19 protein-coding genes are annotated in these 21502 nt (G+C 63.5%); 12 read left to right on the forward strand and 7 right to left on the reverse strand.

Going from position 1 to position 21502, the window contains the following annotated elements; genetic code table 11:
• The first annotated feature begins 66 nt into the window (after window positions 1-66).
• A complete protein-coding gene (locus NY78_RS09915; RefSeq protein ID WP_043635020.1) occupies window positions 67-345 on the forward strand; it encodes a cysteine-rich small domain-containing protein in 279 nt (92 codons plus the stop codon).
• A gap of 28 nt (window positions 346-373) precedes the next feature.
• On the opposite strand, the gene NY78_RS23095 is transcribed toward NY78_RS09915, so the two are convergent.
• From NY78_RS23095 to aprB, 7 genes are all read right to left on the reverse strand, one after another.
• A complete protein-coding gene (locus tag NY78_RS23095; protein ID WP_053062179.1) occupies window positions 374-1357 on the reverse strand; it encodes a C1 family peptidase in 984 nt (327 codons plus the stop codon).
• Window positions 1358-1535: 178 nt separating this feature from the next.
• Window positions 1536-2222 (reverse strand): hypothetical protein, encoded by a 687-nt coding sequence (locus NY78_RS09925; RefSeq protein ID WP_043635021.1) that lies wholly within the window; start codon window positions 2220-2222, stop codon window positions 1536-1538.
• 12 nt (window positions 2223-2234) lie between these two features.
• Window positions 2235-3434 (reverse strand): quinone-interacting membrane-bound oxidoreductase complex subunit QmoC, encoded by a 1200-nt coding sequence (qmoC, locus tag NY78_RS09930; protein ID WP_043635022.1) that lies wholly within the window; start codon window positions 3432-3434, stop codon window positions 2235-2237.
• 13 nt (window positions 3435-3447) lie between these two features.
• Complete coding sequence (locus tag NY78_RS09935) at window positions 3448-5739, reverse strand: hydrogenase iron-sulfur subunit (protein ID WP_043635023.1); 2292 nt, start codon at window positions 5737-5739, stop codon at window positions 3448-3450.
• A 5-nt stretch (window positions 5740-5744) separates the two neighbouring features.
• On the reverse strand, window positions 5745-6986 hold the full coding sequence (locus tag NY78_RS09940) for a CoB--CoM heterodisulfide reductase iron-sulfur subunit A family protein (RefSeq protein WP_043635025.1): 1242 nt from the start codon (window positions 6984-6986) through the stop codon (window positions 5745-5747).
• 156 nt (window positions 6987-7142) lie between these two features.
• On the reverse strand, window positions 7143-9143 hold the full coding sequence (gene aprA, locus NY78_RS09945; protein ID WP_043635027.1) for an adenylyl-sulfate reductase subunit alpha: 2001 nt from the start codon (window positions 9141-9143) through the stop codon (window positions 7143-7145).
• A gap of 48 nt (window positions 9144-9191) precedes the next feature.
• Window positions 9192-9683, reverse strand: a complete 492-nt coding sequence (aprB, locus tag NY78_RS09950; RefSeq protein ID WP_043635031.1) for an adenylyl-sulfate reductase subunit beta — start codon at window positions 9681-9683, stop codon at window positions 9192-9194.
• A 1305-nt stretch (window positions 9684-10988) separates the two neighbouring features.
• On the opposite strand from aprB, the gene NY78_RS09955 reads away from it, so the two are divergent.
• The 11 genes from NY78_RS09955 to NY78_RS10005 all read left to right on the forward strand — a co-directional run bounded on the left by NY78_RS09955 (window position 10989) and on the right by NY78_RS10005 (window position 21380).
• Window positions 10989-11786 carry a 2-amino-3,7-dideoxy-D-threo-hept-6-ulosonate synthase gene (locus NY78_RS09955; RefSeq protein ID WP_043635032.1) on the forward strand — a complete coding sequence of 266 codons (798 nt, stop codon included), beginning with the start codon at window positions 10989-10991 and terminating at the stop codon, window positions 11784-11786.
• Window positions 11787-11789: 3 nt separating this feature from the next.
• Window positions 11790-12764 carry a 3-dehydroquinate synthase II family protein gene (locus NY78_RS09960; protein WP_043635033.1) on the forward strand — a complete coding sequence of 325 codons (975 nt, stop codon included), beginning with the start codon at window positions 11790-11792 and terminating at the stop codon, window positions 12762-12764.
• A gap of 1 nt (window position 12765) precedes the next feature.
• Window positions 12766-13920, forward strand: coding sequence for a prephenate dehydratase (pheA, locus tag NY78_RS09965; RefSeq protein ID WP_043635036.1), 1155 nt, complete (start codon window positions 12766-12768; stop codon window positions 13918-13920).
• A gap of 231 nt (window positions 13921-14151) precedes the next feature.
• Window positions 14152-15489 (forward strand): 3-phosphoshikimate 1-carboxyvinyltransferase, encoded by a 1338-nt coding sequence (gene aroA, locus NY78_RS09970; RefSeq protein WP_043635038.1) that lies wholly within the window; start codon window positions 14152-14154, stop codon window positions 15487-15489.
• A gap of 175 nt (window positions 15490-15664) precedes the next feature.
• On the forward strand, window positions 15665-16576 hold the full coding sequence (locus NY78_RS09975) for a prephenate dehydrogenase (RefSeq protein WP_043635039.1): 912 nt from the start codon (window positions 15665-15667) through the stop codon (window positions 16574-16576).
• Window positions 16573-17991 carry an anthranilate synthase component I family protein gene (locus NY78_RS09980; RefSeq protein ID WP_043635046.1) on the forward strand — a complete coding sequence of 473 codons (1419 nt, stop codon included), beginning with the start codon at window positions 16573-16575 and terminating at the stop codon, window positions 17989-17991. Before NY78_RS09975 ends, NY78_RS09980 begins: the two co-directional genes overlap by 4 nt.
• Window positions 17975-18547 carry an anthranilate synthase component II gene (locus NY78_RS09985; protein WP_043635048.1) on the forward strand — a complete coding sequence of 191 codons (573 nt, stop codon included), beginning with the start codon at window positions 17975-17977 and terminating at the stop codon, window positions 18545-18547. Before NY78_RS09980 ends, NY78_RS09985 begins: the two co-directional genes overlap by 17 nt.
• Window positions 18548-18558: 11 nt before the next feature.
• On the forward strand, window positions 18559-18942 hold the full coding sequence (locus tag NY78_RS09990; protein WP_043635051.1) for a HEPN domain-containing protein: 384 nt from the start codon (window positions 18559-18561) through the stop codon (window positions 18940-18942).
• 32 nt (window positions 18943-18974) lie between these two features.
• Window positions 18975-19985 carry an anthranilate phosphoribosyltransferase gene (gene trpD / locus NY78_RS09995; protein WP_043635053.1) on the forward strand — a complete coding sequence of 337 codons (1011 nt, stop codon included), beginning with the start codon at window positions 18975-18977 and terminating at the stop codon, window positions 19983-19985.
• A complete protein-coding gene (locus tag NY78_RS10000; RefSeq protein ID WP_043635056.1) occupies window positions 19978-20760 on the forward strand; it encodes an indole-3-glycerol-phosphate synthase in 783 nt (260 codons plus the stop codon). The genes trpD and NY78_RS10000 overlap by 8 nt, the downstream gene beginning before the upstream one ends.
• Window positions 20757-21380 (forward strand): phosphoribosylanthranilate isomerase, encoded by a 624-nt coding sequence (locus NY78_RS10005; RefSeq protein ID WP_043635057.1) that lies wholly within the window; start codon window positions 20757-20759, stop codon window positions 21378-21380. The genes NY78_RS10000 and NY78_RS10005 overlap by 4 nt, the downstream gene beginning before the upstream one ends.
• Window positions 21381-21502: the final 122 nt, after the last annotated feature.

The following is a 21502-nucleotide window of genomic DNA, read 5'->3' on the forward strand; positions in this document are numbered from 1 at the left end:
GTTTCGTTCTTGGCACGGACGCGAACCATGGGTTGCAAGCCTCGTGCCGCCTTTCCCGGAGCTCGCATGGAAAACAGCCATCGCTTTTTTCGAAACCCGGACTGCCGCTACTTCCCCTGCCATCCCGGAGCCGACGCGGCCACCTTCAATTGCCTGTTCTGCTTTTGCCCCCTGTATTTGCTCGCCGATTGCGGCGGCGACTGCGAAATGCGCGGCGGCGTCAAAGACTGCACCCCCTGCCTGCGGCCCCACCGCCCCGAAGGGTATGACGCGATACTCGACAGATTGCGGCAAGAGGCCGGCAACCGCCGGCAGGAGGCTGGCGCAGCACAGGCTCCCAAATGACCAAGCCCCCAGCCGGACAGACCCGTCACTAGCGCAGCAACAGCGAATTGTCCGCCGGAACAGAACCGGCCATAGGACCGGTGGCTCCGTCATAGACGTACACCCATTCGCCGAACCGGACATCGACCGAGGCCAGCTCTGAATAGGCAATCCAGAAGTAGCCGCTCTCGCCCCAACTCGTGCCCCAGCTGTTTTTCACCAGAAACGCGGACGTGCGGTCGTCCCAACCCACGACCAGCACGAAATGGCCGCCCATGTTCTGCCCGCTGACCTTTGTATAGACGCCGCCGGTGTAATTGTAGAAGTCCGAATAGACCACCATCCGGGCCACCACCGGACCCTTGGTAGACACGGCCGTCTTGAGAAGCGCCGCAGTCGCCGGGAAAGTCGTGTTGGCATACGACCAGTTTGTCGTCTTGTAGGGGGCGATTTGCCAATTGGCACAGGCAGTGCCGCAGGTCCCATCGGTGTTGGTGTAGGGATAGCAGGTCTCCCTGGCCGTCCCGGTGGTCTTCAGATAGGTCGAGGCCGTGCTGGCATACCCGCCATTGGCGCAATTCCCTGCTCCGGAACAGGAAAGCGGTATCTGCTCCGACAGATTGATGTCGGTTCCCGGCCGGTTGTAGGTGCGCAGCAACCGCGACTCGAGGGCCGCCACCGGGGCGAACACAAAACAGCTGCCGCAGGTCTGCTGGTTGCGTACCGGCGTCACAAAATTCTTCCCATTGACGTCGCGCCAGCTGTAGTTGGCCGGCAGTGCGTCGGCCGGCAAAGCATCCAGGTTGGTCACGACATCGCCTTGGACTGTTTCGGCCAGACCGCCGCACAGACGCGCCTGTTCGTCGGGGCTCAAACGGGAGACAGACGTTTCCCCGGCCGTCCAGGAAACGCCGGCAGCTGCGATGGCCTGGCGCACGGACGCCAGATCACCAGCCCAGGTTGTAACAGTAGCAACGAGCAACAGCCAGGAGAAGACGACCAACGTCGCCAGAACAGATCGCTTCGCGCGCATACCATTCCTCCTTCCGGCTCTGGGCCGGCTGCTTCCACCATGCTATTACAAACCCGATAACGAATACGGTTGCGTTCCGCCAGCCTCTTCCAGGACAACGTCGCAAACCTTGCCGGTTTTCCACACAAAAAAAAGGAGGCCCCGAAGGGCCTCCCTGAAAATCGACCGAAGTCGATTCCTACCACTTGTCGGTGGCAAACGCGTCGGAGCCGAAACCAAAATCCGAGGACGGCGCACCGCCGACTTCGGGTTCGCCGGAACCGCCGGCCGCTTCGCCGCCAGCCGCAGCGCCGCCGCCGGAGACGGTGACAACGCCGTGCTTTTTGACGTCCTCGATCATTTTCAGCAGCTCGTCGACCTTGCCGATGTACTCGACAACTTTGGCCTCGGAAGCGACGATGACTTTCTCGCCGGCGCCCTTGGCGGACTCTTCCAGGCGTTTGGCCTTGTCCTCGGCCGCCTTCATCCGAACTTCGACGTCTTTGAGAATGGCGGTCTTCTCGGCCAGTTCCTTTTCAACCGTGGCGAGCTTGGCGGCCTGCTCGTCAATGGTCTTCTTGGAATCGGTCAGCTTGGCGAAAATGGCATTGACCTCGGCCACAACGTCCGGGGGCAGCACAGCCACGGAGACGTTCTGGGCGCTGGCGCCGAGTTCGCCCGAGCTCATGCGGACCAGTTCCGGATGCTGCTCGTAAACCCAGGCCTTGGCGAGAGCGGCGGCAAACGGCGCGAGCTCCGCGTCGATTTCCATGCCGGCCATAAAGCCGACCATCTCGGCCACGCCTTTCTTGTTGCCTTCCTTGTCGATCCCCTTGAGGTACGACACGAACGTATTCATGGGGAACACTTTGCGCGCTTCAGCCATGGTACCCTCCTATTAAATCATGAAAGTCTTGTCTTCTTCACGTTTGAGTGGGAGACGCCCAACCTGATGGGCGTAAACCAGCGCCGTCGTTCTGTAGACCAGGTGCCCGAGTTTGGACCAGGGCAGATAGGCGAACAGCATAAACACCGCAACAAGGTGCAGGTAATAGGTCGGATAGGCCAGCGAGGCCACACCGGACAGACGGAAGATCTCCGCCCCGAGGCCCGTCAGGGCGACGGCCCAGATGACGCCAAGGAGATACCAGTCGTAGTACGACGACGTGGACTTGGCCGGGTCGACATTGATGCGGCGGCGGGTCAGCATGGTCAGGCCGTACAGCAGGGCGATGGCCCCGATGTTGGCCAGCAGCTTGACCGGGCTCCACAGCGGCATGGGCGTGTGCCCAAGCGGGGCTATGAAGTGCACGATCTTGCCGCCCCAGTGAGAGACAGCCACAATGGATGTGACGATGGCCAGGGCTACGAAGCCGTAGAAGAGCGACAGGTGGCCCTTGTACCGCTCAGTGTTATTGTTACCGCAATCGTTCCACTTCACGTGGGTGGCGACTTCGTCAAAGAGCACGGCCTTGAGGGATTCCAGCAAGGTCGGCTTTTTGGTCTTCGCCCCGATTTGCAGAGTGGTGGGGATGGACTTGTCAAAGCTCTTCCACAACTTCGTCACGCCCTTGAAGAAGGAATACGCAACGAACAGGGCCACCAGACCAAAGATGGGATCGATGGTGAAGTCGCCGGGGAACAGCTTGCCATAGACGATCTCACCCTGAGGCAGGCCAAAGCCGGCGGACATCAACCAGATAAGCAGGTAGATGACGGCCGGGATGGCGATCAGCTTGGGCAGATGCTTGGGCGAGGCCATCCATTTGCCGATCACGGTCGGTTCGACCAGATCCCGGTAGGTGATGTTGCGAATGGCCGAGATCAGGTCGCCGGGCCGTGCGCCGCGGGGGCACAGGTCGGAACACGTCTGGCAGTTGTGGCACAACCAGATGTCGATGTCGCCTTCGAAGCGGTCCTTAAGCCCCCACTGCGCCCAGACCATTTCCTTGCGGGGAAAGGGCGTCTCGGGGGGGGCCAAGGGACAGGCGACACTGCAGGTGGCGCACTGGTAGCACTTCTTGACTGCCTCGCCACCGGCCGCCTGCACGTCCTTGACGAACTGCAGATCGGGTTTGATACGCTGCTCGTATGCCATGGAGCCTTCCCTCCTAATAGCCTTTGAACGGGTTCGGCCCGATCTTGAGGACCATGTCCATGAACTGGTCGATCATGTCGGGAATCTTGTCGTATTCGTCAATGGCCACCTGATACTGCTCGACCCGCTCGGGCTCGACGCCAAGACGCTTGAGGGACTCGGCGATGTTTTCCTTGCGGCGGTTGCAGATTTCAGAGCCTTTGACAAAGTGACACTGGTAGTCGTCGCCGTATTTGCAACCGAGCATCATGACGCCGTCAACACCCTTACTCATGGCGTCGGCAACCCAGATGGCGTTGACCGAACCCAGGCAGCGAACCGGGATGATGCGAACGTAGGGGCTCCATTTCCGACCGCGAAGGGCGGCCATATCCAGGGCCGGATAGGCGTCGTTTTCGCAGGCCAGGATGAGTACGCGGGGGCCGCCCTCTTCAATTTTCGGCGGAATCTCGCACTCGCGGATCATGGAACCGATCATGTCGACGTTATAGTTGTCAAAGGAGATGACCCGCTCCGGACACGCGCCCATGCAGGTGCCGCAACGGCGGCAGCGCGTGGGATTGGGCTTGGGCGTTCCCTTTTCATCGTCGTCCAGGGCGCCGAACGGACATTCCTCGGTGCAGCGTTTGCACTGGGTGCAGCGCACGAAGTTGAACACCGGGTAGGACAGGTCGCCCGAACGGGGATGCACGGCCACGCCCCGGCTGGCTGACTCGATGCACTGGATGGCCTTGAGGGCAGCGCCGGCCGCATCGTCCCTGGCCTGGGCCATGGTCATGGGCTGGCGGACGCACCCGGCGGCGTAGATGCCGGTGCGCCGGGTCTCGTAGGGGAAGCAGATATAGTTGGAATCGGCAAACCCGTCGAACAGCTGGAGATCCGGGAAGGCCGGACCCTGGCGGTAGAGCAGGTTGATGGTCGGATCCAGGGCGGTGGCCGGAACCAGGCCGGTGGGCACGACCACCAGATCGGCCGCCAGGGTGATGTCGCCGCCAATGAGGGTGTCCTTGGCAGCAATAATCAGGCTGATGCCTTCCTCGGTCACACCGGTGACGGTGCCCTTGGTCAGCATGATGCCGGGGTTGTCCTGGGCGGCGCGGTAGTAGCGCTCATTGATGCCGGGGACCATCATGTTGTCGTAGATGATCATGGCCACGGCGTCGTCGAGCTTTTCGCGCACGTAGTTGGCCTGCTTAAGGGCCACGAGGCTGGTCAGCTCCGAGGAGTAGGCCAGGTGCTTGGGGGTCTTGATCTGGGTAAAGACCGGCTCGGCTGCCGCATCTTCTTTCTTGTCGGCCGGCTTGGCCGGCTCGGCCGGGGCTTCTTCAACCGGAGCGACCGGCTTGGCTTCCATGGCCTTGGTCACGTCAACGATGAAGGCGACTGTGGCCGGGGTTTTGCCGTCGCTCGGGCGCTTGATAGCGCCGGCCTTGACCATGGCTTCGAACTCGGCCGAGGTCACGACGTTTTTGAGCGTGCCGTAGCCGTAGGGGGCCAGGGCATCGCCGTCCATGGGAGTCCAGCCGGCGGCCAGGACCACGGAACCGATGGGCAGGGTCTCTTCCTTGCCGCCCGAAGCCAGGGTGGCTTCGTACAGGCCCGGAGCGCCGGCCAGGAGCTTGAGCGTCGTGGACAGGCGGACCTTGATCTTCCCATTGCCGTTAATGAGTCCGATCAACCGGTCAAGACCGGTGTCGGTGGCTTCCAGGTAGGGGTAGCGCAGCGGAAAGGTCTTGTACAAGCCGGCGGCCTTGCCGCCAAGCGTTGCTTCCTTTTCAACCAGGATGACCTCATAGCCGGCTCCGGCCGCCGACAGGGCGGCATTGATGCCGGTCCAGCCGCCGCCAAGCACCAGGATGGTCTTGTTGGTCTCGGGCACTTCGGGATTGGGCATGCCCATCTTCTGGAGCTTGACCACGCCCATGCGCAGGTAGTCATGCACCATGGAGTTGAGCTCGTCCGGCACGGGCTGTCCCGGAACCGGAGCCGATCCGTCGGGATTCTTGTAGCCCAGGGTCACGAACTCGCGCAGGTTGACGCGATCCACGATGATCTTGTCGCCGAAGTCGAAGACTTCCCAGTCAACGCGGGGCGAGGTGCCGGCCAGCATGACGGCGTCCAAGGCTCCGGAATCGACGTCGGCCTTGATCATGGCCACGCCTTCCGGGCTGGAGAGTCGTTTGTGCGATTTGACGATGGGGCAGGCCCCAGCGCATTTTGCCTTGACGTACGCAACCAACTCCTCAGCGGACAGAAGCGGGGCGACGCTGGATTCGTCGATATACACACCGATTTTTTCGGCCATCGCCGCTACCTCCCTCTCACCGAAGCGATTGCTTTCATGGCCGCGCCGGTGGCCGACTGGGCCGACTTCATCACGTCAAGGGGCGTGGCGGCGCAACCGGCGGCAAAAATGCCCTTTTCCTCGCCGCCCACAATGAAGCCCATCTCATCGACAGGCACGTCCACAGGCAGGCGTTCGCCGGCAATGCTCGGCTGCATGCCCGTGGCCAGGACGACCAGATCAAAACGGTTGTCGGATTTGATGCCGGTGACGGCGTCTTCCACGGTCAGGATGACGTCGCCGGTGCCGGCGTCTTCGGCCACGGCAGCGACCTTGCCCTTGACCGTGTTGATGCGGTCGTCGTCAAGGATGCGCTTGGCGAAGTTGTCGTAACGGCCCGGAGTGCGCAGGTCGATGTAGTAGATGGTCACCCGGGCATTGGGAAAGGCTTCCCGGACGTAGGCCGCCTGCTTAAGCGAAGCCATGCAGCAGATATAGGAGCAGTAGTTCAGATGGTTTTCGTCGCGCGACCCGGCGCACTGGACAAAGGCCACGCTGCGCGGGGCCTTGCCGTCGGAGGGACGCACGATCTGGCCATTGGTGGGGCCGGTAGGCGAGGCCAGACGCTCAAGCTGCATGTTGGAAACGCAGTTGGCAATCTCCCCGGCGCCGAGGTTGGTCAGCCGGGTCACGTCGTAGGGCTTCCAGCCGGTGGCGTAGACAATGCTGCCGACCTTGAGAACGATCTCTTTGGGAGCATCGTCAAGGTTGATCACGTCAGAACCGGATAAAAGCTCCAGGTCTTCCTTGGTGCAACGTTCCTTGTCCAGGACGTAGCGATTGGGGAAGGCAAAGGGGACGTCCATGTACAGGGCCTTGCGGGTGCCAAGTCCCAGCTCGAAGTCGCTTGGGGCGTCCTTGGAAAGCTTTTTGCAAGTCTCGGTGAGATCAACGCTGCCAGGTTCGACGTACCGGGGCTTGATTTTCACCGTGACTTCGTAGTCGCCGGCCGTGCCGGTGACCTTGGTCACTTCGGCCAGGGTGAAGAATTTGACTTTTTTATTGTTCTTGATGCGCTGGAACTGAATTTCCAGACCGCAGGACGGGGGGCACAGCTTTGGGAAATATTTATTGAGCTGCATCACCCGGCCGCCGAGAAAAGGATTTTTCTCGACGATGTAGACTTCGTGGCCGACCTCCGCGGCTTCCAGCGCGGCGGTGATGCCGCTGAAGCCGCCGCCGACGACCAGTATCGCGTTGCTCGACATCGCAACCTCCCGGCAATGGTTAAGGCCAGCAAGAAAACGGCCTGATCCGCGAGGATAGACCGCCCCCGCCGTAGGCGTACAAGCACGGTCCATCCGCCCGGGTAAGACCGTTAAAAAGCGGCCGCAGGCAGATGCCCGCGGCCGCTCTGGTCATTCCTACTGAGCGTCGGGAATGATCTGGTAGTAGGTCTTCTTGAAGACCTTGGTCTCTTTGGTGGCCGGATCGTACTTGGAGTTGCAGAAGCACTTCCACTTGGTGTCGTCCAGGCCCAGGAAGTCGCCGCGGTAGTAGAAGCCCGGGTAACGGGTCTCTTCGCGGAACATGATGTGGGTCATGTGCAGACGGACGGTCCACAGGCGGTGGTACTGCTCCCAGCAACGCATAAGCTCGTGCAGGTCACGGGCGGCCAGCTTCTTGCTGTCCTCTTCCAGGTACTGCAGCAGCTGGAAGCCGGTGTCGAGCAGGGTCTTGGAGGTCGTGTACAGGGTGGCGCAGCCTCCGCCGTACTCGTCCGTGCACTTCACCAGACGCATCATGAAGTTGTGCGGGCTGATGAAAGCCGGGTTGACGATCGGGTCGGTGGAGAGAGCGACGTTGTCCTTGAAGGTGTGCCAGGGCTGGTAGATCTCTTTGGCCAGCTCGGCGCCAGTGACGGACAAAGTGGGCTTGAAGTCCTTGTGGTCGACAACCCAGCGGACCATCTGCTTGCCGCAGATACGGCCTTCAGCGTGGGAGCCGGAGGAGAACTTGTGGCCGGAAGCGCCGACGCCGTCAGCGCAGGTCCACAGGCCGTTGACCGTGGTCATACGGTTGTAGATCTTGCCGTTGTCGGCCTTGATCTTGTACTCTTCGGGAACCCAGGCTTCGTCCGGGCCGGAGACCCAGATGCCGCAGCAACCGGAGTGCGAACCAAGCAGGTACGGCTCGGTCGGCATGATCTCGGAGCCCTTCTTCTCGGGCTCGGTGTCGGTGCAGGCCCACAGGTTGGCCTGGCCGACGCACATGTCGAGGAAGTCTTCCCAAGCTTCGGACTCAAGGTGCTTCTGCTGCTCGGCATTCAAGTTGGCGAAGGTGGCCTGGAGGGCGCCGGCGGTGTCCATGTAGATGGGGCCGCGGCCTTCGCGCATTTCACGAAGCATCATGTGGTTACGCAGGCAGGTCGGGATGATGTGACCCTTGGCGTAGCCGCGATCCTCGTAGGGCTTGAGCATGGCGCGGTTGGTGACGCAGTAGTCTTCACCCTTGGCGTTGGTGGCTTTGGCCTTGAAGAGCAGGAACCACGCGCCGACCGGGCCGTAACCGTCTTTGAAACGGGCCGGGACGAAGCGGTTTTCCATCATGGTCATCTCAGCGCCGACCTGAGCGCACATGGTGTAGGTGGAGCCGGAGTTCCACACGGGGTACCAGGCGCGGCCCATGCCTTCACCAGTGGAGCGGGGACGGTACACGTTGACCGCGCCGCCGCAAGCCACCAGGATGGCGTTGGACTTGAAGACATAGACTTTGTTTTCGCGGGTCGAGAAGCCAACAGCGCCGGCGATGCGGTTGGGCTGTTTGGCATCCAGGAGCAGCTTCACGATGAAGACGCGCTCCAGGTAGCGATCCTGGCCCAGGGCGTTCTTGGCAGCCTCGGCCACGATACACTTGTAGGACTCACCGTTGATCATGATCTGCCAACGGCCGGAGCGGACGGGCTTGGCGCCGGTGCGCAGGGACACGCCGGCAGCCTTGGACTGGGCGCCGTCAAGGTTGTGACCGTCGTCACCCTTCGTCCAGCAGGGCAGGCCCCACTCTTCGAAGAGGTGAACGGAGTCATCGACGTGACGGCCAAGGTCGAAGATCAGATCTTCGCGGACCAGACCCATAAGGTCGGTGCGGACCATGCGGACGTAGTCGTCGGCATTGTTGTCGCCAAGGTAGGTGTTGATGGCAGACAGGCCCTGGGCAACGGCGCCGGAGCGCTCGAGGGAGGCCTTGTCCAACAGCATGATGCTGATGTCGCCACCAACTTTGTCGGCCCAACGGACGGCTTCGAAAGCCGCGCCGCAGCAGCCCATGCCGCCGCCGACAAGAAGGATGTCGACGTCTTTTTCAATCAGTTCCGGCTCGGCAAGGGCAACGCCTTTGGGCTCGTCCTTAACAGGAATAGTCGGCATAATATTGTTCCTCCGTGAGGTGGATGGCTAAGCGGTTGGCAACAAAAACTATTTGCAGAAGCCGTCGAGCCAGCACTGAACAGTGTCCGCGCCGGTGACGTCGAACTTCTTGCCCAGGGCTTCCTTCGGGGTGGCCAGCGAGGTCTCGGTGAAGAGCAATTCGCTGTCCAGATCGCCCGGCTCAGGCTTGCCTTCGAAGGGCTTGATCGAACCTTCGGGGGTGGTGCGGATGGGGAACTTGAAGCGCTTGATGTTGCCGTTGCGGAACTTCACGGTCCACATGATGGAATCGGCCGAACGCATGGGGATCGAGGTGCCGCCCATGGGTGCGAAGTCAGCGTAGGGACGGGCCGAAATGGCGCCCTGGGGGCAGATCTTCACGCAGGAATAACATTCCCAACAAGCCGAAGGCTCCTGATTGAAGGCCTTCATCTCCTGAGGATCCAGAATCATCAGGTCATTGGGGCAAATGTACATGCACGCGGTCTTCTCACCGCCTTTGCATCCGTCACACTTGCTCGGATCCACAAAGGTAGGCATAAGTAGTCCTCCAAACGTTTAGTTGTTGTACACCCAGCGCCCAATCCATTAAAGAGCTGAACGCCTTGGTGCGACAGGACATCCGCGCGCCGTTGCAGGTACAGTGCTTTCGCACCCTGCTCCGGCCTGTCCACGCGCACCGGCGTCGCTTGGTGCCGATATTGTGAGTGCGTCCCGGAAGATGGGGGCGCTTTGCCCTGCCCGCCTTGGCAGCGGACAAGTCATCAATATTCTTGCTGTTCCTAAATGACCGGCGGATAGCTTGTGAGCAAATTAACAAGCGCCGCAAGCCCCGTCAAGATCAAAGTTCTTTTTTTCACGTCCGCCCCGGAACCGGCAAAAGGGCCTCAAAAGCCTGGCAAAAGGCCTCTCATTTCCCACGGTCGGTACTGGGTTCACCGTCCAAGCTAGCAGACCGCCACCCCCCTCGCAAGACCTTTTCCCGGTTTGCCCCGCTTCCCACCTCTCACCCCGCTTAATCGCTGTGATTTTTTTCACCGAAGCAATCCCGTTGCCGCCAAGCCGGGGGCTCCGAGGCCCATCCGGACCCTGCCTCGACGCCGCAGCCGCCGACGCCTTTTCCCAGGCCAGCGCCGCCGCCGTCGCCCGGTAGGAGGGACCTCGCCTGGACAGGCTGGTTCGCCGCGCACCCGGACGCAACGCCTCCTCCCATTCCTGTGGCCGCCGGTCCTCTTCTGTTGTTTCACCGCGCCCCCGGACGCAACTACAGCATGGATTTCGGCGACAGGCCCGAGAACTGCCGCCGCCCCTGAACCGGCCGGGTGCAACGGTGGTTCCCGTCAGACACGTTTTTTCTCGCTCCCGCTCACCGTCGCGGTAACGCCACTCCCCCCTTGCCCCCTTGAGGGGTCCGGGGGGATCACCCCCCCGGCCGTCGGAGGCACAGCCGGCGCCTGCCCTGCCGGCAATCCGCAGCGGCGGGCCAATCCGGGCTATGGCCTGAAAACCCGCACCTGGGACGAAGTCGCCGCCGCCCTGGCCCATCCGGTCGAAGCGGCCCGGCAGGTGCGGGCCGGACTCCAGGCCTCCGCCTCGCGCAAAAAACACTTGACAGGACAGGACAGGGGAAAGTACCCGTATTCCCCATGCAAACCCTCCGCAATCTGACCTCCGGGTTTTACTTTTGGTTCTGGTTTAGCCACGCCCGTGGTCTGGGGGGGGTGCGGTCGAACTAGTCAACCGCAACGAGCCACTCCAGGGCCGCGGGCATCAAGCCGGCGGCCCTTTTTTATTATCATGTCGCCGGCGTCCGCAGCCGGGAGGGCCAAACCACAGGAGACAGCCATGCTGCTTGGAAAAGCCGTCCGCCTCGAACGCATTTTCAACCGCAACACCCATCGCGCCATCATCGTCCCCATGGACCACGGCGTCACCGTCGGCCCCATTTCCGGGCTGATCGACATGCGCGACGCTGTCAACCAGGTGGCCGAAGGCGGCGCCAACGCCGTGCTCATGCACAAAGGCCTGCCCCGTTGCTCCCATCGCGGCCGTGGCCGCGACGTCGGCCTCATCATCCACCTCTCCGCCTCGACCAGCCTGTCCCCCTACCCCAACGCCAAGGCCCTGGTCGGCACCGTCGAGGACGCCATCAAGCTCGGGGCCGACGCCGTGTCGCTGCACGTCAATCTCGGCGACGAAACCGAGCGCGACATGCTCGGCCATCTGGGCGAAGCCACCTCCCGGGCCGCTGAATGGGGCATGCCGGTCCTGGCCATGGTCTACGCCCGGGGTCCGAAGGTGAAGGACGAATACGACGCCGAAGTGGTGGCCCACTGCGCCCGGGTCGGCACGGAGCTCGGGGCCGACGTGGTCAAGGTGCCCTACACCGGCGACATCGAATCCTTCTCCCGGGTCACCGACGCCTGCTGCATCCCGGTGGTCATTGCCGGCGGCGCGAAAATGGACAACGACCGCGATCTGCTGCAAATGGCCCACGACTCCATCCAGGCCGGCGGTTCGGGCCTGTCCATTGGCCGCAACATCTTCCAGCACGCCCAGCCGGCCCGCATCGTCCAGGCCCTGCACGGCATCGTCCACCTCGATTGGGAAGTGGATCAGGCCCTCGAACTCTTGAAGGACTAGGTCATGACCAAGGAAATATGGCTCAAGGTCGTTCCCTTTGACAAAGACGTCGTCACCCTCGGCCTCGAATCCGGCGTGGACGGATTCGTGGCCGAGGCCGCCGATGCGGACAGAATTCTGGCTCTGGGGCGCACCAAGGTGATGACGCCCGAGGAGTTCGAGCTGATCCCCATCTGCTGCAAGGACGACGAGGGAACGGCCATCGAATCCCTGAAGGCGTGCAAGCCGACCTTCCTGGCAAAGGGTTGGGAGATCATTCCGGTGGAAAACATCCTGGCCTGCACCGAGGGCCTCGGCCTTGAATGCGAAAGCCTGGACCGGGCGCGGCTGGCCGCCGGGGTCCTGGAACGCGGGGCCGACAAACTGCTCATCACCCCCGAAGCCGTGTGCGACCTCAAAACCATCGTCAACGAACTGAAACTCTCCCAGGGCAAAATGGACCTCGCCGCGGCCACCATCACCAATATAGAACACGCGGGCCTGGGGCATCGGGTCTGCGTGGACACCACCAGCATCTTGAAGACCGGCGAGGGGATGCTCGTTGGCAATTCCTCGGCCTTCACCTTCCTGGTCAATGCCGAGACCGAGTCCAATCCCTACGTCGCGGCCCGGCCCTTTCGCATCAATGCCGGCGCGGTCCACGCCTACTGCCAGATGCCCGGGGACAAGACCCGCTATCTGGAGGAGCTGGCCTCGGGCTCGGAAGTGCTCATCGTCTCGCACACCGGCGCAACCAAAACCGCCGTGGTCGGCCGGATCAAAACCGAAATCCGGCCCATGCTGCTCATTACCGCCGAGGTCGCCGGCAAGGAAGGCAAGGTGTTCCTGCAAAACGCCGAGACCATCCGGGTGGTCACCCCCGAGGGCAAACCCGTCAGCGTCGTGACCCTGGCCGTTGGCGACAAGGTGCTGGTTTCCACCGACGTGGCCGGCCGGCATTTCGGCATGCGCATCGCCGAAGACATCAAGGAAGGATGACATGAACCCGGACAGCCCCGCCAACGCCGCCCCCCCGGGTTCCCTGGAAGAAGCCCTGCTGGAAATCCGCCACGGCATCGACGCCCTGGATAACGACATCCTGGTCCTGCTGAGTAAACGCGCCGCCCTGAGCCTGGAGGTAGGGCGGCGCAAAGACGGCCGCGACAGCGCCATCTTCAAGCCCTTCCGGGAACAGGAAGTCCTCGACCGCCTCGTCAAAGCCAACCCCGGCCCGCTGCCGGCCGGCCATCTGCTCAGCATCTACCGCGAGATTTTATCCTCCTCCCGCCGGCTCCAGCGCCCCGAGCGGGTGGCCTATCTCGGTCCCGAAGGCACCTTCTCCCACTTCGCCGCCATGGCCGCCCTGGGCCATTCCCCGGATTTCCTGCCCCAGACCACCATCGGCGACGTGTTTGCCGCCGTGGCCGGCAAGCAGGCCGATCTTGGCGTCGTGCCGCTCGAAAACTCGCTGCAAGGCACCATCGGCCAGAGTCTGGACAACTTCCAACGCTACAACGTGTTCATTCAGGCCGAAATCACCTGCCGGGTCAGCCACGCCCTGCTCTCCTTAGCCACGAGCCTGGACGCCATCGACACCGTCTATTCGCATCCCCAGCCCCTGGCCCAGTGCGCCGCCTGGCTCAAGGCCCATCTGCCCAAGGCCAGGATCATCCCGACCGATTCCACGGCAGCCGCGGCCGCGCTCCTGGCCAAGGAGCCAAACGCCGCCTCCATCGGCCACCTGCGTCTGGCGGCCATGCACAACCTGACTGTCCTGGCCAGCCCCATCGAGGACCTGCCCGACAACTGGACGCGCTTTTTCATCATCGGCCCCGAAGACACCAAGCAGCAGACCCGCGATAAGACCTCGATCCTGTTTACCGTGCCCAACAAGCCCGGCGCGCTCTTCCAGGTGCTGTCGCATCTGGCCGGCGAAGGCATCAACCTGACCAAGCTCGAATCGCGGCCCATCCGGGGCGAAAAATGGCAGTACGTCTTTTTCGCCGACCTGCAATGCGACCTGACCCGCGAGGAATACAAGAAACTGCTGGCGACGCTGACCGAAAACACCCACAGTCTGCGTATCCTCGGCTGCTACCCGGCCGGGGCCCAGGTGGACCTGGCCGACGGCGTGACCGGGAAGACGGAAGAATAGAAGAGAAGAATAGGAAGGGAAAAAACCCGGGGGGGATCATCCCCCCCGGACCCCCTGGATGGGAACAAATTTACGGGGAGTGTTTGGAAACATAACGGATCAGCCGGAAGCGGACTGCAGCCCGGAGACACGAGGGGCTGATCCCATTGTGGGATTCCAAAGGGGTCACCCCTTTGGCCGCCGGAGGCTTCCTCCCTGACCCTGTTGTTGCAAACCCCTTACGAGGATTCCATGCCGACCATTACCGCGCCGCCGTCAAAATCCGTGTCCCACCGGGCCGTCATCGCCGCTGCCCTGGCCGCCGGCACCAGCCGCGTCACCGGCCTGCTCGACAGCCAGGACATCCACCGCACCCGGGAGTGCATGGTCGCCATGGGCGCGGACATCCATCCCCAAAGCGACGGCTCCATCATCGTCTCCGGCACCGCCGGCCATCCCCAGGGCGGCGATCCCGAAACCGACGACGCCGTCATCCTCGATGTCGGCGAATCCGGCACCACCTGCCGCCTGCTGACCGCCGTGGCCGCTGCCGGCAAGGGCCTCTTTGAGCTGCGCGGCCACGGCCGCATGCACGACCGGCCCATCGGCGAACTCATAACCGCCCTGCTCCCCCAGGGCCTGGAAGCCCTGTATCTGGCCAAATCCGGCTGCCCGCCCATGATGCTTGTCGGCCGGGGCCTCACCGGCGGCACAACCAGCATCAGCCTGGAAGACAGCTCCCAATACCTTTCCGGGCTGCTCCTGGCCGCCCCCCTGGCCGCCGCCCCGCTCACCATTGAAATTTCCGGCAAAAAAACCGTGTCCTGGCCCTACGTCGCCATCACGCTCTCCACGCTGGCGGATTTTTCCGTGCCGTTTGCCGTGGAAACCCGCACCGCCGACGGCTGGGCCGCCACCGACTGGCGCACCCTCACCGACGTCGTGCCCGGCCAGATCCGCTTCGTCATGCAGCCGGCCCGCTACATGCCGCGCACCTATGCCGTGGAAGCCGACTGGTCGAGTGCGTCGTATTTCCTGGCCGCCGGGGCGGTTGGCCCGGCCCCGGTCACCATCGCCGGCCTGCGCCTGGATTCGCTCCAAGGCGACCGGGCCATGCGCGACATTCTGGCCAAAATGGGGGCGCGCATCGAGGCCTCCGAAGCCGGCCTGACCGTCCACCCGAGCGATCTGACCGGCCAGGAACTGGACATGGGCCGCTGCCCCGACCTCGTGCCCACCGTGGCCGCCGTCGCCTGCTTCGCCTCAGGCGAAACCGTCATCCGAAACGTGGCCCACCTGCGCCTCAAGGAATCGGACCGCATCGAAGCCGTGGTCGAAAACTGCACCCGGGCCGGGGCGATGGTCACCAGCCTGGACGACGGTATGCGCATCAGTCCCCGGCCGCTTCGCACCGATCAGCGCGTGGAATTTTCCGCCTTCGACGACCACCGTCTGGCCATGTCCGCCGCCATCTTCGAACTGGCCGGCATCGACGTGGTCCTCGACAACCCGGGCTGCGTGGCCAAATCGTTCCCGACTTTCTGGGAGAAATGGGAAACGATCCGCGAAGCGCTCCATGCGGCCGAGTAATCGAGGATAAAAAGACGAATCGGGGCTCTGCCCCGAACCCCGCCGGGGGGATGATCCCCCCGGACCCCTCAATAGGGGGAGGGTGGGCGGCGTCGGGTCGTTGCGCCCGAAGCGGGCGCAACGACCCGACGCCGCCCACAACAAATTAAATTTTCATTAGGAACAACAGAGTATTATGCCTGATACGCACAAACAAGGAACACCCACCACCCCCCAGGAAAAAGTTTTTGGGGAAGGTGGGGGTCTGGGGGAGGAAACCCTTTTTTCCAAAAAAGGGTTTCCTCCCCCAGGTCTTCCCTCCTCCTTCGCCGCTATCACCACCATCGCCATGGTCGGGGCCAAGGGCGGGATGGGCAGGCTTATTGCCGCGCGGAGCCGGGCGGTCGGCATTGAGGTACGCGAGCTGGGTCGGCCGCTGACCGACGAGACAATCCGGGCGGCGGTGGCCGGGGCGGAGCTGGTGCTGGTGTCCGTGCCGGTCTACGCCACGGCCGAGGTGACGGCTCTGCTCGCCCCGCATCTGGCTGCGCCGCAAATTCTGGCCGACGTCGGGTCGGTCAAGACGCTGCCCATTGCCGCCATGGTCGATGGCTACTCCGGGCCGGTGGTCGGCACCCATCCGCTCTTTGGCCCCGAGCCGGCGGCCGATGACGGGTTGCGCGTGGCGGTCATGGACGGCCGGCCCGGTCAAGACGTCTGGGCCACCGAGCTTGTGGCCGACTGGTGCCGACGGGTGGGTTTTGCGCCCTTTGCCTCCACGGCCGAGGAGCATGACCGGGCCGCGGCCTATGTCCAGGGTCTTAATTTCGTCACCACCGTGGCCTATCTGGCCTCCCAGCCGGCCGGCGGCGACGTGGAAAAGTATCTGACCCCGTCGTTTACCCGGCGGCTGGTGTCGGCGGAAAAGCTCATCACCAAGGATGCGGCCCTGTTTACCGCCCTGTTCGAGGCCAATCCGTACAGCCATGAAGTGGTGCGCAATTACCGGAATTTCCTGAATATCGCCGCTGGCGGCGACATTGATCTGCTGGTGCGCCGGGCCGAGGCCTGGTGGACGGCCAAGACGGAACAAAAGGACAACCCATGAGTGCGATCACGCTTCGCCAGGAAGGGACGTGGCTGCCCGCCGACGTCCAGACGCCCATCAGTCTGTTTCTGGGACTCGTCGGCGAACGGCCCGGCGTCCTGCTCGAAAGCGCCGAAGTGGACGGCCGCCTGGGTCGCTACAGCCTTATTGCCTGGGATTTCCGGCTGCGCCTTCGCTTAAAGGACGGCAAGCTCGATGTGAGCGCCCGCGACCCGCGCCTTGCGCCGCTCGAGGCCTACACCGGCTTTGACTTCGTCGAGGGCATGCGCGGCATCCTGGCCGACATGAAGATTCTGGCCCCGGAAGGCTTTGACGACGTGCCGCCCATCACCCGGTCCCTGGTTGGGTATTTCGGCTACGGCGTGGCCGGCATCTTCGAGCCCAAGCTGGCCAAGGTGCTGCCGCCGAACGAGGCCGAGTTCTGTCTGGTGTTGCCCGGCCGGGTGGTCTTATTTGACCACGTCAAACACCGCTGCCTGCACCTGTCGCTGGACGAAGGCAAAAAGGCCAAGATCGAATACGCCAACATCTTCGCGCCCATGGACCGGCCGGTGGTCGGCAAGGTGGTCAACACCCCGGATGCGGCCGGCTACATGGACGCGGTCGCCAAATGCAAGGAGATGATCCGGGCCGGCGAGTGCATCCAGACCGTGCTCTCCACCCAGTTTACCACGCCCTTTTCCGGCGACCCGTTTGTCATCTACCGCCGGCTGCGGCAGGTAAACCCCTCGCCCTACATGTTTTTCATGCGCCTGCCGCGCGTGACGCTCCTTGGCTCGTCGCCGGAACTGCTCATCCGCTGCCGCGACGGCGAGCTGACCACCTGCCCCATTGCCGGCACGCGCCATCGCAGTGCCGATCCGGTGGAAGACGACCGCCTGGCCGACGAGCTTTTGGCCGATCCCAAGGAACGGGCCGAGCACGTCATGCTGGTCGATCTGGGCCGCAACGATCTGGGCCGCATGGCCGAGCGCGGCACGGTCAAGGTCGAGAAGTTCATGACCGTGGAGCGCTTTTCCCACGTCATGCACATCGTCTCCTACGTGACCGCCACGCTCAAAAAGGGCCTCGACGCCCTGGACGTGCTCAAATGCGCCTTCCCGGCCGGCACGCTTTCCGGCGCGCCCAAGGTCCGGGCCATGGAAATGATTGCCGAGCTGGAACACGGGCTGCCGCGCGGGCCGTATGCCGGCTGCATCGGCTGGATTGGCCTCGACGAGGGGCACGTCAACCTGGACACGGGCATCACCATCCGCAGCATGTGGATTCGTGACGGCATGCTGACCTGGCAGGCCGGGGCCGGCATCGTTTTCGATTCCGATCCGGCCAAGGAATGGGTGGAGTGTCAAAACAAGGCCCGGGTCATTGCCGAAGTGCTGGCTGCCAAGGAGGAAGGCGATGTTTTTACTTATTGATAACTTCGACTCGTTCACCTTCAACGTCGTCCAGGCCTTCCAGCAGTTGGGGCACGATCCGGTCGTCCTTAAAAACGATGACCCGCAGATTTTGGAATTAGCCGCGTCGGGCACGCTGGAGAAGGTCTGCATCTCGCCCGGCCCGAGCAACCCGGTCAATGCCGGGCTGTGCCTCCAATTTCTGGAGCTGTTGCCGCCGACCACGCCGGTCTTTGGCGTCTGCCTGGGGCATCAGATTTTGGGGCACTTTGCCGGCGCGCCGGTGGTCGTGGCCGATCGCATCATGCACGGCAAGACGTCCGACGTGTACCACCGCGAGACCGGCCTGTTTGCGGGCCTGCCCAACCCCATGGAGTGCTGCCGCTACCATTCGCTCATCGTGCAGGCCTCCAAGGCCCCGGAGATGCTGGAAATCACCGCCTGGACCGAGCAAAACGAAGTCATGGGCATGCGCTACCGCGACCGGCCCTGGGTCGGCGTGCAATTTCACCCGGAGTCGGTCTTCACGCCCGACGGCATGAAGCTGATCGCCAATTTTCCAGAGAAGATTTTGTAAGGACGTCCACTTTGAACACCATCCCCGCCCTCATTGCCAAGGCTGAAGAAAGTCTTCGCGCCACGCGGCTTCTCGCCAGCGAGGGCTTTTACGATTTCGCCGTGGGCCGGGTCCATGCCGTCATGCATTACGTGGCCGAAGCCTTCCTCATCCGCCATGGCTATGCCGTGGCCGATCCAGGAAGCGTGGCTTCGGCCTTTGCCCTGCACCTGACCGCCACGGGCTACCTGCCCGAAACCTTCAACCGCTTCCTCGTCGAAGCCGCCCGGTTGCGCGACCGGGCCGAATACCAGACCGATACCGGCATAACAGCCGACGACGTGTCCGAGCAGATCGACCGGGCCAAGGCGTTTTTGTACCTCGCCCGGGAAGAACTCTCCGACACACCCAAATAACACCCGCACGCCCGTCCGAAAGGAGTCGCATCGTGGAAAAGCACGTTGAATGCCTCGAATTGCTCGCCATCGGCAAAGACCTGCCCAAGGAGCTGGCCGCCTACGCCTTCCGGGCCATGTACACCGGCGAGATGCCGGCCTCGTGCGTGGGCGCGTTTCTGATGGGCCTTAAAACCAAGGGCGAGGCGGCCGTGGAAATCGCAGCCGGCGTCACCACCGCCCTGGAACAGGCCAGGCTCGTCGAGGGCCTGACCGGCCCGCGCATCGACACCTGCGGCACCGGCGGCGACAACACCTGCTCCTTTAACTGCTCCACTGCCGTGGCCCTATATCTCGCGGCCATGGGCCACAAGGTGGTCAAGCACGGCAACCGCGCCGTATCGAGCGCCTGCGGCAGCGCCGACGCCGTGGAATCCCTCGGCTTTCCGCTCGTCGTCGAACCCGACGCCGTGGCCGCCGAACTGGCCAAGCACAATTTCGTCTTTCTCTTCGCCCCTAACTACCACCCGGCCTTTAAGCGCATCGGACCCATCCGCAAGGAACTCGGCGCGCGCACGCTCTTTAACCTCATGGGACCGCTGTTAAATCCCGCCCGGCCCACCCACCAGATTTTAGGCGTGCCCACTGCCCGCCACGTCCCGCTTATGGCCGAAGTGCTGGCGCTGACCGGCCTTTCTTGCGGCGCTGTGGTCCACGGGGCCGGCGGCTTTGACGAACTGACCCCGTTCGGGCCGGCCGACGTGTGCTGGGTGAAAGACGGCTGGCTCAAAAAAGAGCGCATCGACCCGGTGACCCTGGGCGTGGCCGAGGGCAAGCTCAGCGACGTGGTGGTGTCCGGCCGCGACGAGGCCGTGGCTGTCCTTAAAAACATCCTGGCCGGCCAGGGAACCCAGGCCATGCTGGACATGGTGGCGCTCAACCTCGGCTGCGCCCTGCATCTGCTCGAAGGGGACCTGTCGCTTAAACAAGGCGTGGCCAAGGCCCGCGACGCCATTGCTGCCGGGGCCGCTGCCGCGTTTTTCAAGGACGTGTTCCATGCTTGAGAAGTTTCGGGCCGCCAAGGCGGCCGAGATTCGCCGCCTCAAGGACCTTGAGGTCGCCCAGCGGTTGCCAGCGCCCTACGGGGGCAAACGACCGTCCTTTTCCGATGCGCTGATTGCCAAGGCTCCCATGGCCGTCATCGCCGAATACAAGCGCGCCTCGCCGTCGGCTGGCGACATCAACCTGGGCCTCACTCCGGCCGAAGTCGGGGCCATGTACGCCGCCTCGGGCGCCGCCGCCATCTCGGTGTTGACCGAGGAGACGTATTTCAAAGGTTCGCTCGACTATTTGGAAACCATCAGCCAGTGCGGCCTGCCGCTCCTGCGCAAAGACTTCCTGCTCCATCCGCTGCAGGTGATCGAGACCGCCGCCACCAAGGCTTCGGCCCTGCTGCTCATCGTGCGCATGGTTACCGACGAAGAGCTTGGCGACCTGCTGCGCCTGACCTACGACGCCGGCCTGGAAGCCGTGGTCGAGGTCTTTGACGCCGTGGACCTGGAGCGGGCCGAAGCGGCCGGGGCGCATATCATCCAGGTCAATAACCGCGACCTGGACACCCTTAAAACCGACTTCGCCGTGGCAAGGTCCCTGGCTCCGAAAAAACGCCCCGGCCGCCTCTGGATCGCCGCCAGCGGCATCAAGACCCGGGCCGACGTGCTCGCCATGGCCGACTTGGGCTTCGACGCCGTGCTGGTCGGCACCTCGATCATGTCCGAAGCCGATCCCGGCGCGGCCCTGGCCGCCCTGGCCGGCCATACCGGCAGGTCCGCGTCATGAACGGGCGCATCGTCAAGGTCTGCGGCATGACCCGCCCCGAAGACGTCCTCGGCTGCACCGAGGCCGGGGCCGATTTCCTGGGCTTCATCTTTGCCGCCAAAAGCCCGCGCCGCGTCACGCCTGCCCAGGCCGCCGCCCTGCCCCGGACTGCCGCCAAGCGCGTCGGCGTTTTCGTCGAACAAACCCTCCCCGAAGTCCTGGCCATCATGGCCGAAGCCGAACTCGATCTGGCCCAGCTCCACGGCGGCCAGGACCCGGACTTCTGCCGGGCTGTCGGAGCCGACCGGGTGCTGCGGGCCTTCTGGCCCCAGAAGCATCCCGATCTGGCCAGCCTTGCCGCCGAGATGGCCCCCTTTGCCGGCGCGGTCCGCTTTGCCCTGCTCGACGCCGGCACTTCCGGCGGCGGCCACGGCAAATCCCTGGATTTCGCCGCCCTGGCCGAACTTTCCCCGCCCATGCCCTGGCTCTTAGCCGGAGGCCTTGGGCCGGACAACGTGGCCGAGGCCATACGCATCGCCAAGCCCCACGGCGTGGACCTCAATTCCGGCGTCGAGTCGTCGCCGGGCCTCAAAGACCTCGCCAAAGTCCGGAGGTCCCTTTGGGCCGTGAGGGGTAAATAAAGAAAAGGCAGAATCGGGGCGCTGCCCCGAGCCCCGCCGGGGGCCTGAGGCCCCCGGACCCCCCACATGGGGTTGCGGCTCACGCCGCGCGTGACGACTGAAGCCACGGCGCATAACGCGCC

It is taken from the genome of Desulfovibrio sp. TomC, assembly GCF_000801335.2.
GTDB lineage: Bacteria > Desulfobacterota > Desulfovibrionia > Desulfovibrionales > Desulfovibrionaceae > Solidesulfovibrio.

Coding starts and splice junctions, on each gene's coding strand:
- NY78_RS09915 (WP_043635020.1), top strand. CDS start 67: ATGGAAAACAGCCATCGCTTTTTTCGAAACCCGGACTGCCGCTACTTC.
- NY78_RS23095 (WP_053062179.1), bottom strand. CDS start 1,357: ATGCGCGCGAAGCGATCTGTTCTGGCGACGTTGGTCGTCTTCTCCTGG.
- NY78_RS09925 (WP_043635021.1), bottom strand. CDS start 2,222: ATGGCTGAAGCGCGCAAAGTGTTCCCCATGAATACGTTCGTGTCGTAC.
- qmoC (WP_043635022.1), bottom strand. CDS start 3,434: ATGGCATACGAGCAGCGTATCAAACCCGATCTGCAGTTCGTCAAGGAC.
- NY78_RS09935 (WP_043635023.1), bottom strand. CDS start 5,739: ATGGCCGAAAAAATCGGTGTGTATATCGACGAATCCAGCGTCGCCCCG.
- NY78_RS09940 (WP_043635025.1), bottom strand. CDS start 6,986: ATGTCGAGCAACGCGATACTGGTCGTCGGCGGCGGCTTCAGCGGCATC.
- aprA (WP_043635027.1), bottom strand. CDS start 9,143: ATGCCGACTATTCCTGTTAAGGACGAGCCCAAAGGCGTTGCCCTTGCC.
- aprB (WP_043635031.1), bottom strand. CDS start 9,683: ATGCCTACCTTTGTGGATCCGAGCAAGTGTGACGGATGCAAAGGCGGT.
- NY78_RS09955 (WP_043635032.1), top strand. CDS start 10,989: ATGCTGCTTGGAAAAGCCGTCCGCCTCGAACGCATTTTCAACCGCAAC.
- NY78_RS09960 (WP_043635033.1), top strand. CDS start 11,790: ATGACCAAGGAAATATGGCTCAAGGTCGTTCCCTTTGACAAAGACGTC.
- pheA (WP_043635036.1), top strand. CDS start 12,766: ATGAACCCGGACAGCCCCGCCAACGCCGCCCCCCCGGGTTCCCTGGAA.
- aroA (WP_043635038.1), top strand. CDS start 14,152: ATGCCGACCATTACCGCGCCGCCGTCAAAATCCGTGTCCCACCGGGCC.
- NY78_RS09975 (WP_043635039.1), top strand. CDS start 15,665: ATGCCTGATACGCACAAACAAGGAACACCCACCACCCCCCAGGAAAAA.
- NY78_RS09980 (WP_043635046.1), top strand. CDS start 16,573: ATGAGTGCGATCACGCTTCGCCAGGAAGGGACGTGGCTGCCCGCCGAC.
- NY78_RS09985 (WP_043635048.1), top strand. CDS start 17,975: ATGTTTTTACTTATTGATAACTTCGACTCGTTCACCTTCAACGTCGTC.
- NY78_RS10000 (WP_043635056.1), top strand. CDS start 19,978: ATGCTTGAGAAGTTTCGGGCCGCCAAGGCGGCCGAGATTCGCCGCCTC.
- NY78_RS10005 (WP_043635057.1), top strand. CDS start 20,757: ATGAACGGGCGCATCGTCAAGGTCTGCGGCATGACCCGCCCCGAAGAC.